Annotated in this window: 12 protein-coding genes and 1 pseudogene; 6 read left to right on the forward strand and 7 right to left on the reverse strand. The window is 66.7% G+C overall.

All coding sequences use genetic code 11. From position 1 onward, the window contains the following. On the reverse strand, positions 1-2,337 hold the full coding sequence (locus tag IEY69_RS19930) for a heavy metal translocating P-type ATPase (RefSeq protein ID WP_058979637.1): 2,337 nt from the start codon (positions 2,335-2,337) through the stop codon (positions 1-3). A gap of 1,040 nt (positions 2,338-3,377) precedes the next feature. Here IEY69_RS19930 and IEY69_RS19935 point away from each other — a divergent pair. Then, on the forward strand, positions 3,378-4,838 hold the full coding sequence (locus IEY69_RS19935; RefSeq protein WP_158263837.1) for a peptidoglycan D,D-transpeptidase FtsI family protein: 1,461 nt from the start codon (positions 3,378-3,380) through the stop codon (positions 4,836-4,838). Between the two features lie 12 nt (positions 4,839-4,850). On the opposite strand, the gene IEY69_RS19940 is transcribed toward IEY69_RS19935, so the two are convergent. From IEY69_RS19940 to IEY69_RS19960, 5 genes are all read right to left on the reverse strand, one after another. After that, on the reverse strand, positions 4,851-5,525 hold the full coding sequence (locus IEY69_RS19940; protein WP_189059743.1) for a response regulator transcription factor: 675 nt from the start codon (positions 5,523-5,525) through the stop codon (positions 4,851-4,853). Positions 5,526-6,143: 618 nt separating this feature from the next. Then, on the reverse strand, positions 6,144-6,638 hold the full coding sequence (locus IEY69_RS19945) for a thioredoxin-like domain-containing protein (protein WP_058979644.1): 495 nt from the start codon (positions 6,636-6,638) through the stop codon (positions 6,144-6,146). A 91-nt stretch (positions 6,639-6,729) separates the two neighbouring features. Continuing rightward, positions 6,730-7,299, reverse strand: coding sequence for a TlpA disulfide reductase family protein (locus tag IEY69_RS19950; RefSeq protein WP_058979813.1), 570 nt, complete (start codon positions 7,297-7,299; stop codon positions 6,730-6,732). A gap of 197 nt (positions 7,300-7,496) precedes the next feature. After that, positions 7,497-8,543: a C39 family peptidase gene (locus IEY69_RS19955; protein WP_058979646.1), complete on the reverse strand. Its 1,047-nt coding sequence runs from the start codon at positions 8,541-8,543 to the stop codon at positions 7,497-7,499. A gap of 197 nt (positions 8,544-8,740) precedes the next feature. Beyond that, positions 8,741-9,373 carry a DUF305 domain-containing protein gene (locus IEY69_RS19960; protein WP_058979647.1) on the reverse strand — a complete coding sequence of 211 codons (633 nt, stop codon included), beginning with the start codon at positions 9,371-9,373 and terminating at the stop codon, positions 8,741-8,743. Between the two features lie 69 nt (positions 9,374-9,442). On the opposite strand from IEY69_RS19960, the gene IEY69_RS19965 reads away from it, so the two are divergent. The 3 genes from IEY69_RS19965 to IEY69_RS19975 all read left to right on the forward strand — a co-directional run bounded on the left by IEY69_RS19965 (position 9,443) and on the right by IEY69_RS19975 (position 12,410). After that, positions 9,443-10,561 carry a sensor histidine kinase gene (locus tag IEY69_RS19965; protein WP_058979649.1) on the forward strand — a complete coding sequence of 373 codons (1,119 nt, stop codon included), beginning with the start codon at positions 9,443-9,445 and terminating at the stop codon, positions 10,559-10,561. A gap of 24 nt (positions 10,562-10,585) precedes the next feature. Then, the gene (locus tag IEY69_RS19970) at positions 10,586-11,374 is read left to right on the forward strand and encodes a WD40/YVTN/BNR-like repeat-containing protein (protein ID WP_188846861.1); all 789 of its coding nucleotides are present in this window, start codon (positions 10,586-10,588) and stop codon (positions 11,372-11,374) included. Positions 11,375-11,510: 136 nt separating this feature from the next. Beyond that, positions 11,511-12,410, forward strand: a complete 900-nt coding sequence (locus tag IEY69_RS19975; protein WP_058979653.1) for a prolipoprotein diacylglyceryl transferase — start codon at positions 11,511-11,513, stop codon at positions 12,408-12,410. A gap of 135 nt (positions 12,411-12,545) precedes the next feature. On the opposite strand, the gene IEY69_RS19980 is transcribed toward IEY69_RS19975, so the two are convergent. Beyond that, positions 12,546-13,235 (reverse strand): response regulator transcription factor, encoded by a 690-nt coding sequence (locus IEY69_RS19980; protein ID WP_107139216.1) that lies wholly within the window; start codon positions 13,233-13,235, stop codon positions 12,546-12,548. Positions 13,236-13,426: 191 nt separating this feature from the next. On the opposite strand from IEY69_RS19980, the gene IEY69_RS19985 reads away from it, so the two are divergent. Then, positions 13,427-13,846, forward strand: a complete 420-nt coding sequence (locus IEY69_RS19985) for an SH3 domain-containing protein (protein ID WP_189059841.1) — start codon at positions 13,427-13,429, stop codon at positions 13,844-13,846. Positions 13,847-14,015: 169 nt separating this feature from the next. Next, positions 14,016-14,165 (forward strand): annotated as a pseudogene (locus IEY69_RS19990) (IS6 family transposase); the annotation flags it as partial. Between the last annotated feature and the right edge of the window lie 65 nt (positions 14,166-14,230).

Consider the following 14,230-nt stretch of genomic DNA (forward strand, 5'->3'; position numbering starts at 1 on the left):
TCACCCAGAGGTGGCCTGCCCCAGTCGCCCCCGGTTAAGCAGGAGCGCGTTCCCCGTAACGATCAGGGTGCTGACGCTCATCAGCAGCGCCGCCCACTCCGGGCGCAGCAGCACCCCGTACGCCGGGTACAGCACGCCCGCCGCGAACGGAATGGCGAGCACGTTGTAGATCACGGCCCAGAACAGGTTCTGGCGGATCTTGCGCTGCACGCGCCGCGCCAGACGGAGGCTGGCCGCGACCGCTGCCGGGTCACTGTTCACCAGCACCACGTCCGCCGTCTCCACCGCCACGTCCGTGCCGGCCCCAATCGCGATGCCCACCTCGGCCTGCGCGAGGGCCGGCGCGTCATTCACCCCGTCCCCCACCATGGCCACCCGCTGCCCCTGGCCCTGCAGGGCCTGCACCTGCGTAGCCTTCTGCTCAGGCAGGACGTCCGCAATCACCGTGTCCAGGCCCAGCTGCCGCGCCACGGCCTGCGCGGTGCGCTCGGTGTCGCCGGTGAGCATGACGGTGCGCACACCGAGGGCCTGGAGTTCGGCCACCGCCGCGCGGGCCGATTCACGGACGCGGTCCGCCACCGCCACGAGTCCCAGGAACTGCCCATCTGCGGCCACGAACATGGCGGTTTTGCCGTCTGACGCCAGTTGCGCCGCCTGGTCTTCCGCGGCCGCGACACTCACCCCGGCCTGCGTCATCAGCGCCCGGTTGCCAATCCAAACCTGCCGCCCATCCACCGTCGCCTGCACCCCCCGCCCCGGCACGGCCTCGAAGGTCTCCGGTGCGGTCACCGTCAAGCCCCGGTCCCGGGCGCCGCGCACGATCGCGTCGGCCAGCGGATGCTGGGAGGGCTGATCGGCGGACGCGGCCAGGCGCAGCAGCTCATGCTCGGCGACCCCCGCTGCAGGCACCACATCCGTCAGGGCCGGCTTGCCTTCCGTCAAGGTGCCCGTCTTATCGAACACCACCGTGGTCACGCCCGCTGCCGCTTCCAGTGCTGAGGCGTTCTTGAACAGCACCCCCGCCTGTGCGCCCCGCCCCACCCCCACCGTGATGGCGGTCGGCGTGGCCAGCGCCAGGGCGTCCGGGCAGGCAATCACGATGGCGGACACGGCGGCTGTCAGGGCGAACACCAGGTTCTCCCCCAGCAGTGTCCACGCGAGGAAGGCCAGCAGGCCACTGCCCAGCGCCACGAACACCAGGTACTTCCCGGCCGTGTCCGCCAGACGCTGCGCGGGCGCTTTGCTCGCCTGCGCGTCCTGCACGAGCTGCACGATGCGCGCCAGGGCGGTGTCCACGCCCACGGCCGTGGCCCGGAACTGAAACGCCCCGTTCTGGTTCACGGTGCCCGCAGCGACCCTCGCCCCCGGCGTTTTCTCAACCGGCACCGGCTCCCCGGTCAGCATGCTCTCGTCCACGAAGGACGTGCCGCTCACCACCTCGCCGTCCACCGGCACGCGGTCGCCTGGGCGTATAGCCACGAGGTCACCCGTCACCACCTGTTCGACCGGCAGTTCGACCTCGGCGCCGTCCCGGATCACCCGGGCGGTCGCAGGTGCCAGGCGCAGCAGGGCCTCCACCGCCCGCCCCGTGGCGAATCGCGAGCGCATCTCCAGCCAGTGGCCCAGCAGGGAGAAGGTGGTCAGCATCGCGGCCGCCTCGAAAAACACCTCCTGCGAGCCCAGCGCCAGGGTGGCCCACACCGAGTACGCGTACGACACCAGGATGCCCAGCGCGATCAGGGTCATCATGTTCGCTTCGCCCCGCCGCAGGGCGCGCCAAGCGGCGGAGATGAAGGGCCACCCGCCCCACCACACGACGGGCGTGGTGAGCAGCAGCCCGAAGACATTCATGCCCAGGCCGAAAGGCGGCATGGCCGTAAAACCGATGGCTTCTCCGATCGGGGAGTACAGCACCGCTGGAATGGTGAGCAGCAGTGACACCGTGAAGCGTCGCAGCATGTCGGTGACCATCGCTTCCCCATGCCCGGCATGTGCGTCCCCGTGTCCGGCATGGTCCGCGTGCCCGCCCGGCGCTGGGGCAGGTCCGGCGTGTGAGGTCTGCGGGTGGTGTGCGTGCCCTGACGCGGCGGCCGACGCGCGTTCACAGGTGCAGAGGTACCCAGCGGCCTCCAGCTGGGTCCGGAGGCGCGTTTCATCCGTCACCGCCGGGTCAATCTGCACGTGTGCCACACTGCGGGTGCGGTCCAGGTGGACCTGCGTCACGCCTGGCCGCTGACGAATAAAGGTGTCTGCGCCTTGCAGGTCGGTGCCGCTGTGGCAGGTGCGCAGCGCCACCTCCAGCCTGGCCGCGTCGGATGAATGATGCGCGTGGGTCATGGTGGCCTCCTGAGGAATGGTCAGTGGGGAAAATTGACGTGCTCGGCACACCAGTGTCGGGAGTCAGCGCTCAGAAGCCCAGTGCTGTGTAACGCGGCCTGCCCTGTTGCTGGTTCCACGTCCTTGCCGCTCCACGGTTGTACTGTGAAACGCCCGTGTTAAGTTCGAGTAAAGCGCAGGGCGTGCGGCTGGGGCCCGAAGTCGCCCCTCAGCTTCAGGAGCGCTCAGCCCCCCTGTCGGTCCACCCTTCGTTTGACCTTCAGTCCCGACACTGTGAAAGGTTTGTCCAGGGCTGCATGTCATCAACGCCGTTGAACCTCTGACCTTTCCAGCTGGAATCACACCAGCGCACCAAGGGAAACACCCAGGAGAAACGAAGGCGGGTGGGACAGAGAGACGGTAGCCAGCTTTGAGGCATGGAAGGTGGCCTTGATGTAAACGCAGCGCCGCACTCATGCTGCCTGTCCCCCGAGTCCATAACGAGACTCAAACAAGAGGTCCAGAAATGCCCGGTGGACATGAAGGTTGGCCTGTGCCCGGAGGAGTTGGTGCCCTCTGGTGGCTCTGCCTGACGAAACCACCGTGGGTGGCCATAGTCTTGCGCGCCTATTCGGTGCGCAGTGTCTCTTCAGACCGCGCCTAACAGCGACGGCAGCGGCAGCACAGCAGCCACGCGGCAGTACACGGCGCAGAAGGTCAGCGTCCAGGACTAACCCAACAACAGCGAAGGACACGGGCTTGAACCTTGTGCCTGCACCGGCAGACACCTTGGCGGCAGGTGCTGCAGCCGCCTGGTACAGCAGGTCCAGGTTGGACGCCAGGCGCTGAACGCAAAAAGAGCGGCAGCTCGGCCTGACTGACTGCGGAACGGTCACGCCGGGATGGCCAGGAGAACGTGGTCAGGGTCGGGCCTAGGATGGCCAGCGCTGATCGGGGGCGCCCGCGCGGAAGACGGTGGGAGAGGTTCTGCGGTCCCGCTGGCACTCCGGCGGTGCACCTTTACAGAAACGCAATACGTGACCTCTAGACTGATCGGGTTCATGAGGTTTCCCCACTTGTTTCAAGGTTCACATCAAGCCCGGCAGCGCCGCCGGGTTCGCCTGATGTGGACGGCTGCCTTCCTTGCGTTCACGTCACTCCTCCCAGCATTCTTCAAACTGTCCTGGGCCGGGGAACCGCGCGTAAATGCGGTGACGCCCACCCGCGGCGCCATTCGCTTGATGGACGGCACCCTGGTGGCCGTCCACACCGCCCAGGGCCGGCAGTATCCCCTGGGCCCGATGGCGGCGAACGTGGTTGGGTTTCTGGGCGCAGATGGAGGTCTGGAAGGACTGGAGCGAACGCTGAATGCTGAGCTTGCGCAGGGCAAGTCCCAGACCCTGACGCTGAACGGCACCATCCAGGCGGCGGCCGAGCAGGTGTTGGAAGAGGCGGTCAAGCGGGTGGAAGCAGCGTCAGGGTCTGTGGTGGTAATGGACCGCCACACCGGGCACCTCCTGGCGGTTGCCAACTGGCCCACCTTTGATCCTGGTGCCTGGGCAGGAACCGTTCCAGCGCAGTGGCGCAACCGGGCATTTGTGGACGAGTACGAGCCGGGCAGTGTGATCAAGGCACTGACGGTGGCCGCGCTCCTGGAAGAGAACCTGACGTCACCGGCGCAGGTGTATGAGACGCCGATGCGCCGGCCGTACGCCGGCACGGTCATCAATGACCTGGTCCCGCACCCCTCGGTCCTGCGGACGTGGGAGATCCTGCGGTACTCCAGCAATGTTGGGATGACGCGCTTAATCGAAAACGTGCCGCCCATGACCCTTCACCGCGCGTTTCAGGCCTTCGGACTGGGCCTGGCAGTTGAGCTTCCCGGCCCCACTGCAAACGGGAGCCTCGCCGCTCCAGACAGATGGACGCCCTTGACGCAAGCCACCATGTCGTTCGGGCAGGGCCTGAGCGTGACCAACCTCCAGATGGCCGCTGCGTTCAATGTGATTGCGAATGATGGCGTGTATATCGCCCCCCGACTTTCTCCCGACCAACCGCGGCGCACGCGCCGCGTGCTGCGCCCAGATGTCGCCCGCACCATGCAGCGGCTCCTTCACGCGGTCATTGATGAAGGCATTCAAAGCCGCGCAGAATTGCCGGGGTATCATGTGGGCGGAAAAACTGGTACAGCGCAGGTCGCTATCGGCGGCCGGTACAGCAGCGAAGTGTTTACCAGTACGTTCGCTGGCTTCTTTCCAGCCGAACAGCCGCGTTATACCGTGACGGTGATGGTGCGCGGCGCAAAACGTGAATATCAGGGCTCGCAGCTGGCCGCCCCGATTTTCCGTGACATCACCGCCTACATCCTCTCCATGAATGGCGCGCTGCCTGCACTGATCCCGCCGCCCACCACCCACGAGGCGGATGAGGTCGGAGCCCAGTCGGACCGTGCTGCAGAGCGCTCCGCGAGGGCTTCCAGAGAGGCAGCCGGGCCGGAGGCAGGCCCCGTACATGGACCATGACACGTGCTGCAGCTACTCGTCAGCGACTTCTTTAAAGCGGTACCCGACGCCGCGAACGGTTTCGATAAAGCGCGGTGTGTCCATGGTATCCCCAAGTTTACGGCGCAAGGCCGTCATGTGGACATCCACGACACGTTCCGTGCCCGGAAAGTCCAGACCCCAGATGCGTTCCAGCAGCCGTGTCCGGGTCCAGGCAAGTCCAGCGTGCTGCGCCATGGTGGCAAGCAGTTCAAACTCCAGTTTGGTGAGGTCGAGCCGTTCGCCCGACAGTCGCGCTTCCCGGCCGCGAACATCTATCAGGAGCTCACCCGCGCTCAGGATGTTCTGGATGCCTGCGCGGCGGAGCAGCGCCCGGATACGGGCCGTCACTTCACGCGGACTGAAGGGCTTGACCACATAATCATCCATCCCACTGTCCAAACCGTGCAGTTTGTCAGCTTCTTCGCCGCGGCCGGTTAACATCAGGATCGGCAGGGTCAGCCCTGCGGCCCGGGCGGCGCGGGCCAGGTCCAAGCCCGAGCGGCCAGGCAACATCCAGTCCAGCACGGCCACGTCCACTTGTGTTAGCAGAGGCCACGCGCTCAACCCATCTTCCGCGTCCAGCACGGTATAACCCGCGGCGCCCAGATAGGCACGCAGCACCTCCAGGATGGCTGGGTCATCATCCACGATCAGCACCTGCGTCACGGCGAATGGCCCCGGTCAGCTGGGCACCGGCTGATGGGGGTTACCTTCCTGAGATGAGGCGTAGGTGCCCAGCGGCAGGACACATGACCGTGCGGCATACGCACCACTGTGCTGGGTTCCTGTTAAGTTCCTGTCAAGACGTGAGAGGACAAGCAGGGTCAGCAGGCCCACTGCCGCCGACTACTCCACGCACTGCAGAATTTGAGGCGAGCCTTGTCTGACCTTGCGCCTGAACACAGTGTGCTCCTGTTCAGCGACCGGGGCACGGGCGTGATCAAAGGGTGCGGCGCCGAAGCACGCTGGACCAGTCGCCGCCGGTCAGAAGACCCCGCGACAATTCGAAGTCCACACAGATGGGCCCAGGCGGACCGCACTGCCGCCGGCCGTCCCCTTGATGCCCGCCGCCACGACGTTCTGTCCACACCGCGCCTGGCGCCGTTGATGCCGCGTCGCCCAGGACAGCCTGTTGTGGTGTTCATGTGGTTCCGCCGGGCGCAATGTGGCGCGCGGTCTGGCCCTCCTACCCCTGAGCCCTGTGCGCACGGCGCTCTCACCCTCCCGACTTCGGGTTGCATCTGACCGTGGACCACGGCGGAGAAGAGAGGTTCAGTTGCCCGCTCAGACCGTATCGTCGGACGCGCCCGTGCAGGAAGCGCCAACCTCAGGGGCTTCACCGGCCTGCTCGTACTTCTGGATGAACTGCGCGATGCGTGCATCCCCGGCGTCCTGCACTTCAAGTTGTTTGTTCCAGGCTGTCACAATGATCGGCGCCGACTGAGACTCATGAGGAGAGAGGAGGGTGGAGGAACGCCCATCCACCAGCCCTTTGAGCTGCTGCACCTGACTGGCGCCCAAGTCCGGCTGATACGACACCCATACGGCGCCGTGCTCCAGGCTGTGGACGGCGTATTCATCGTAGATGGGTCGGTCGTACACCCCGCAATTCTGCCAGGTACTGTTGTGCGCCCCGCCCGCCGGTGAGCGCTGGGCATAGTCCAGTCGCCCAGCTTGGTGCAGCCCACCTTCATTCTTGAAGCTCTTCACGCCCTCAATTTCACCGCCGTTTTGGGCACAGGCAGCGAGCAGGACGGCGAGCGGCAGAAGACGTTTCATGGCACTCCTTTCACAGATTGACCTTGCGACGGTCGAATTGAGCGAACTGAGGTGGAGTCGGACACGAGCCTTTCCCTGAGGGCGTTCGATATCACAGCGTGGGCACCCCGATCTTTTGAAGGCCGATATTCAAGCGTTCCCGGCTCAGGCCGCCCCGGTCCACATGCTGAACCACGCCATCAGCGCTGATGAAGAAGGTCTCTGGTACGCCAGCCACCCCGTAGTTAATGCCCGTCCGCGTGCCAGGATCACGAAGGTTGGGGTAGGCCAAGCTGTACTCGCGGATAAAGTCGCGGGCGTTCTGCTCACTGGGCTCCAGATACAGCACGCCGAGGACCACAAGCCCCTCCTGACCCGTCTGACGCGTACTCAGTTCCCGGAAAAGGGGCGCTTCCTCACGGCAAGGCCCACACCAGGACGCCCAGAAATTGAGGATGACCGGCCGTCCCTGGAGTGAGACGAGGCTGATGGTAGAACCGTCGAGGGTCTGCAAGGTGAGCGGAGGCGCTGATTTCCCCACAAGAGGACCGCCATCAGTGGCGTTGCGCGCGGGACTCAGGAGGGTGGCCGCCAGAAGAGCAACCAGACCAGCAGCCAGGAGGGGGGGCAAGAGCTGGCGCCACAGGGGCGGACGTGGTGAAGCGGAGAAGAATGGTGTCATGTGTGGCTCCAGGACCACGACCATTTGGGCGTGGGCGTTTGATGCTCAGGGGGCCGGGAAAGTCCAGCAAGACAGTTGCGACGCATCTGCAGCCGGGGGTGAGGCCTTTCCGACGGTCAGACATGGCGAACACGGAGGGCCACGCCTCGATCTCTCCGCGCACGCGGTGACCTCAGCCGTCGTGCCCGACTGCTCCTTCAAGGGCGCGGCGCCATCACGTAGGCCATGCCGCCCGCATGGTTCAGCCACAGCCGTTCGAACACGGCCCGGGGGTACGTGCGTTTAACGGTCGCGTCGGACGGCGCGGCCGGGTCGTTCACGACCGGGTTCCCTCGGGCGTCAAAGCCAGCCAGGACCAGCAGATGCCCATTCGACCACGACAGGGGCGCGCCAGGGAGTTCGCCCGCTTGAAACCGAATGCTGACGGCCAACGGTATGCTGCGCTGCACGAACACCTCCGCGTCCCGCAAGCTTCCCAGGCGGGTGACATACGCCTGGAGGCCCTGTCCCCCGGCGTAAGCGGTATTAAACGACCAATTGCCATACCCGTCGTACGCCTGATCAAAGGTGGCTGCGGCGGCGACCGGCACCGGTACAGGCCGGTTCCAGAAGCCGAGCAGCATGCTGACGCTGGTGGGACTGCACCAGACCTCCCCACCACCCGGGTAGATCATCTGCGACCGGCGGGGAACGTCGAGCACGCGGTTCCAGGCATTGTGCTGGCCGGCTTTGCCCTGATCTCTCAGGCGCAGCGCGGTGTCAGACGTATTGACGGACAGCAGGTGAACTTGGAGACCCGCGCCCAGGGTCACGCGCGTCTGAAAGGCGGTGCTGCGGAAGCCCAGCGTCAGGGTGTCGGTGTTGACCGTGCCGTCAGCTGTGCGTGTGACGGGCGCGCTGCGCCGCGCGCCACTGGCCCGCCAGGTGCCGAATCCGAAGTACGGCGTCCAGCGGCCATCGGGCCTGCGCACCCGCACCTCGAGCTGCAGGGCGCTGCCCGCTGGGCCCGTCACGTTCCAGCTGGGAATCAGCTCATTGAATGGCGCGACTTCCATGACGGGGGTCTCCAGCCGGCCCCCTGCCGTGGCTGGCAGGACCTGCCAGGTGGACGGCACACTGGTCTCGGCCTGTGCCGCCTGAATCAGAGGGGAGGGAACGCCAAAACTGGTCTGCTGAGCGTAGGGTGCGGCGGCCCCCACAGACAACAGGCCTGTTCCGAACAAGGTCGTGCGTGCAAGCTTCACAGTCCTGACCTTAAGTGCGCCCTGTTTTGTTCGTGTTAAGGCGAACGTGGGGCCCGCACGCCGCCTGGGCCTCGCCAGCTTCACCCCATGTGGAAGGCACCCGCGCTGGGTGCCTTCGGCCGGTTCTTGTGGTGAGGTCTGGCCTGGACGCGGCGGATCTTATCCGCTGCTGGCCCCTCCGCCTGGGGCGCCGCGCCTTACAGGCCGCGCTTCTTGAGCCACGTGCGGTAGTCGAGCATTTCTTTCGCCTGCGCCGTGATGATGGTTTTGGCAAGGCTCAGCACACGGGCGTCCTGCCCCTGCTGCAAGGCGAGGTTGGCCATGTCGATGGCGGACGCATGGTGGGGCAGCATGCCCTGCACGAACGCCACATCCGGGGTCTTGGACTTCTTCACCATGTCGGCCATGCCGCTCATGCTGCTTTTCATCTGGTTGGCCATGGCGGTGTTCACACCGCCCATGCTTTTGAGGAGGGTGTTCATCTGGGTAATCTCGCGGGTCTGATCCTTGATCACGGCGTTCGCCCAGGCTTTCACGGTGGCGTCCTTGCTCACCGGGAGCGCGGCCTTGGCCATATCCACCGCCATCTGGTGATGGGGCACCATCATGCTCAGGAACGCGCGGTCAAAGGCTTTTCCCTCGAGTTTGGTCAGGGCGCTCAGGTCCATTTTGTCCATCTTCATGGCGCTGGACGCGTTGCCCATGCCCGGCATATTGCTGTGGTCCATCCCGGCCATGCCCTGGGCAAGGGCCGCGCCGGTCAGCAGGGCTCCTGCCGTCAGGAGGGTGATCAGGCCAGCAGGTTTGGGAGTGCGTCGTGTGGTCGTCATACCTTCACCCTAGAGAAGACATGTAAAGTTCCTGTAAAGCCCGCCCCGCGCGGTAGGCTCAGGGGGCGTATGCGCCTGTTTCCCCGACTGCTGCTCAACCACCTGGCCGTGATGGCGGTGCTCAGCGTGGTGCTGCTGGTGGCCGCAGAACTGGCGGCGCATCCGTTCATTCAGCACCACGTCAACGAGATGGTGCAGCTGCTGGGGGACGCGGGGGCCGCCATGCGCGGTGACCTGAATGAGGGCATGCGCGCCACCCTGACCCGCGCGCTGTTCAGTGCCCTGCCGCCCGCGCTGCTGGTGGCGGCCGTGACCGCGTGGGTGGCCGCGCGCCGGGTGACGGCGTCGGTGCGCACCCTGCAGGCGGGCAGCGCCGCCCTGGCCCGGGGGGAGTACCGCCGCCGCCTGCCGGAAGGCGGGCAGGATGAACTGGCGGAGCTCGCGCACAGCTTCAACACCATGGCCAGCACCCTGGCCAGCGTGGAGCAGTCGCGGGTGGAACTGATCGGGAACGTCGCGCATGAGTTGCGCGCGCCGGTCGCGGCGGTGCGCGGGTACGTGGAGGCCGCGCAGGACGGCGTGATGGCGCATGACCAGGCCTTGAGCGCCATTCAACGGGAACTGGCGGGCCTGGAGCGCCTGGCGGGGGACCTGAGTCTGGTCAGCCGGGTGGAGGCCGGGCAGGTGGAGTTGACGCTGCAGGACGTGCTGGTGGCGGCGTTGCTCGCCCAGGTGCAGGACCGGTACGCGCTGGCGTTCGAGGACAAAGGCGTGACACTCCAGGTAGACGCAGGCCGGGCAGGACTGCAGGTGCGGGCGGATCCGGCGCGATCAGTGCAGATTCTCGCGAATCTGCTGAGCAACGCGCTGCGGCACACCGCGCCGGGCGGTGCGGTGCGGGTGGGCGCGCAGGACGCCGGCGGTGGGGTGCGCCTCGTGGTGCAGGACACCGGCACCGGCATCGCGCCCGAGCACCTGCACCGGGTGTTCGAGCGCTTCTTCCGGGCGGACGCGGCCCGCACGCGGGGGGAGGGCTGTGGCGTGGGCCTGACGGTCGCGCGGGGCCTGACGCGGGCGATGGGGGGCGAGTTGAGCGTAACCTCCACGCCCGGTGTGGGGAGCGTGTTTCAGGTGGAGTTGCCGGCCAGCAGGGACCGGCTGGACCCGCCCGCCTTTACAGAAACGTAACGTCCGACCCGTACGGTGGCCGGGATGAGACGGATGGTCGGCTGGGGGGTGGGGGCGGCGCTGGTGCTGGCGCTCGTGGGGTGCGGGCGGGCGCCGAAGGCGCAGACCTTGAGTGGGGACTTTCACGCGCTGCAGGTGCTGGGCAGCGGCACGGTCCTGTACGGGGAGCATGCGGGGGTGCGCCGCAGCGTGGACGGGGGGCGGACGTGGGCCGCGCCGGACGGGGCAGGCGACGCCATGGCGCTCACCCGGACCCGGGACGGCACGGTCCTGGCAGGGCATGAGGTGCTGAAGGTCAGCCGGGATGACGGCCGGACCTGGACGGACCTGGGGTTCGGGAACCTGCCGGGCCGGGACCTGCACGGGTTCGCGGTGGACCCGGGCCGGCCGGAGGTGTGGTACGCGAACGTGATGGGGCGGGGGGTGTTCCGCACGGCAGACGGTCAGGACTGGACGCACCTGTCGGACGCCACGGCGGGCGCGTCGGTGCTCGCGGCAGGCCCGCAGCTCGCGCTGTACGCGCTGGACGCCCAGGGTCTGCTGGTGTCGCCGGACGGCGTGACCTGGACCCGGCGCCCGGACGCGCCGCGCGGCGTGCATCTGGATGTGCACCCGGACAGTGGCGTGCTGTTCCTGGCGGGGCCGGACGGCGCGTTCCGGTCCACCAATCAGGGGCGGACGTGGACGTCCCTCGCGTTGCCGGAAGGCGCGCGGCTCATCGCGGTGTCGCCTCAGAATGGGGATCAGTTGATCGCGGTGGGGCTCAGTGGCGCGGTGTACCGCTCGGCGAATGGTGGAGGCCGGTGGCAGTAAGGGAAGGGGGTGCACCGGGGTTCGTGCCTTGACCCCCGTCACGCCCTGACCTGCCGGACCGGCTCCATCACCTGTCTGACAGAAGCTTAACGAGCTTTGGTTACGGTAAGCAGCGTTCCAATCGTAAGGAGGACAGATGGATCCGGTGTTTGTGCAGATTGGCAATTTCACGATTGCCTGGTACGGCGTGCTGATCACGCTGGGGATTGTCGCGGGCGTGTGGCTGGGCACAAAGATGGCGCGGGAGCGTGGCCTGAACGTGGACCTGTTCAACGACATGATTCTGTGGATGATCGTCTGGGGCCTGGTGGGCGCCCGGCTGGTATTTGTGGCCACCTCCTGGCACCAGTTCGAGAACATTCCCTTCCCCCGGGTGCTGCTGGACATCGTCAACCTGCGCCAGGGCGGCATTTCCATTCACGGGGGCCTGATCGGCGGCATTCTGGTCATGCTGTACTACGCCCGCCGCAAAGGCATGGATTTCTACCGCTACGCCGACCTGTGCGTCCCGGGCGTGGCCTTCGGCATCATCGGTGGGCGCATCGGTAACATCATGAACGGCACCGACACCGTGGGCCGCGTGACCGGCTGGCCCGTGGGCTTCCGCTGGCCGGACAGCGCCCGCGCCTTTCACGACGGCATGTGCATCAAGAATGCCAACCCTGACATGGACCTGTCGCAGTACTGCCAGCGCATTGGCGATCAGCTCGTCATGACCGCGCCGGTGCACTTCACCCAGCTGTACGGCGTGATTATCGGCATCATCCTGTCGGTCGCCGCCTTTTTCTGGCTGCGGTCGCGCATTCCCGGCTGGGCCTTCTGGCAGTTCTGGCTGTGGTACTCGATTCTGCGCGCCGGCTGGGAAGAAACCTTCCGCCTCAACCCCCTGTCGCCCAGGGCCTACCTGAACCAGGGCCTGGACGCCCCCGGCATCGGCTTCTTTACCGACACGCACCTGATCAGCATTCCCCTGATTCTGGTCAGCATCTGGATGCTGCTGCGGTTGAGAAGAAGGACAGCGGCCGTGCCGGTGTAGCGCCTGATCCGCAGTGCTCCCATGGCCATTCTGGTGGAACCGCGCCTCCCTGTTGAGCCTGGGCCCGCCTCGGAAGGTCCTGGGGGATGAGGGTGGTCCACCGCAGTGGAAGTGAGGTGGGCGGTCTCCAGATGGTCAGCCCGGTATGGCCCGGGGCGCGTCCTCATCGCGGAAGCGGTACCCGACGCCACGCACCGTCTCCAGAAAGCGGGGGGCGTCCGGGGGATCACCGAGTTTGCGGCGCAGGGCGGTGATGTGCACGTCCACCACGCGTTCGGTGCCCGGGAAGTCCGGGCCCCAGACGCGTTCGAGCAGGCGTTCGCGGGACCAGGCCATGCCGGGGTGCTGCGCCATGGTGCTGAGCAGGTCGAACTCCAGTTTCGAGAGTTCGACCCGCACGCCGGCCAGGTGGACGTCGCGGGCGCGCAGGTTGATGGTGAGGTCGCCCAGCGTGAGGGTGTGGTGCACGCCGGCGCGGCGCAGCAGGGCGCGGATGCGGGCGGTGACTTCGCGGGGGCTGAACGGTTTGACCACGTAGTCGTCCACGCCGCCGTCCAGGCCCAGCAGTTTGTCGTCCTCTTCCCCGCGTCCGGTAAGCATCAGGATGGGCAGGCTCAGCCCGGCGGCGCGGGCGCCCCGGGCGAGCTGCACGCCGGTCATGCCGGGCAGCATCCAGTCGAGCACGGCGAGGTCCGCGCGGGGCAGCAGGGCCCAGGCGTCCGGGCCGGTCTGCGCTTCGAGCACGGTGTGCCCTTCGGCGCGCAGGTACACGCGCAGGACCTCCAGGATGGCGGGGTCGTCATCGACAATCAGGACGGTGGGCATGGCCGGCCTTCAGGGTGACAGGGTGAGGGGAGGGCGTGGTGAGGGAGAAAGGGAGCGGGCGCAGGTGCAGGGGCGCTGGGTGTGCCGGGACAGCGGCCGGTGGGCGGCGAGGACCAGGGTGGTGCGTGCCCCCGGCAGGGGGGTGGTCATGTTGGCCTGACGGCGGGCCACGGCGCTGGGTAGGCTGGCCCATGACCCCAAACACCTGGTGGGCCACGCGGCGCGTGGTCAGTTTCGCGGCCCTGTCGGTGCTGTTCCTGCTCGCCGCGCCGGCGCAGGCGCACCGGGACGGCTGTCACCGCTGGCACTCCTGCCCAAGTGACACCGGCTCGTACGTGTGCGGGGACCTGGGATACACCACGTATTGCGGGGGCACAGCCGCGCCCGCAGCAGCGCCGCGGGCCGCGTCGGCGCCGCCAGCGAGTGGGTCGAATGCGCGGTACACGACCACGGGCGTGAATTTGCGCGCTGGGCCCAGTGCGCAGACGCTGAAGCTGGCCACGCTGGCGAAAGGGGCGCGGGTCAGCCTGCTGGGCTGCGCGGCCAATTGGTGCCGCGTGACGTGGCGGGGTCAGACCGGGTACGTGGCCCAGGCGTACCTGCGGCGGTAAGGGAGCAATCGCATGCTCCGGCTCAACAGTCAGAACATTTGAAGTTTCCTGCCCAACTTAATTTGCTCGGTTCTGGCAACTTAGAGCGCCTATCTCTGTACCGGACATCTTCAGGTTGAGACTGTGCTGGACGGGTTCTGGCAACTTAACATCGGTAGGCTGGTGAGCTGTGATTGACCGGAAGCCCTACCGCCACCGTTTTCCCCTGAGCGTGATCGGCTACGCTCTGCGGCTGTACCACCGCTTCCCACTCAGCCAGCGGGACGTTCAAGAACTGCTCCACGAGCGCGGCATCCAAGTCAGTCACGAAACTCTGCGGCCTCTGTACCGGACATCTTCAGGTTGAGGCTGTGCTGGACGCAAAATTCCTGAACGTATGATCGG

This window comes from Deinococcus sedimenti, from assembly GCF_014648135.1.
GTDB lineage: Bacteria > Deinococcota > Deinococci > Deinococcales > Deinococcaceae > Deinococcus > Deinococcus sedimenti.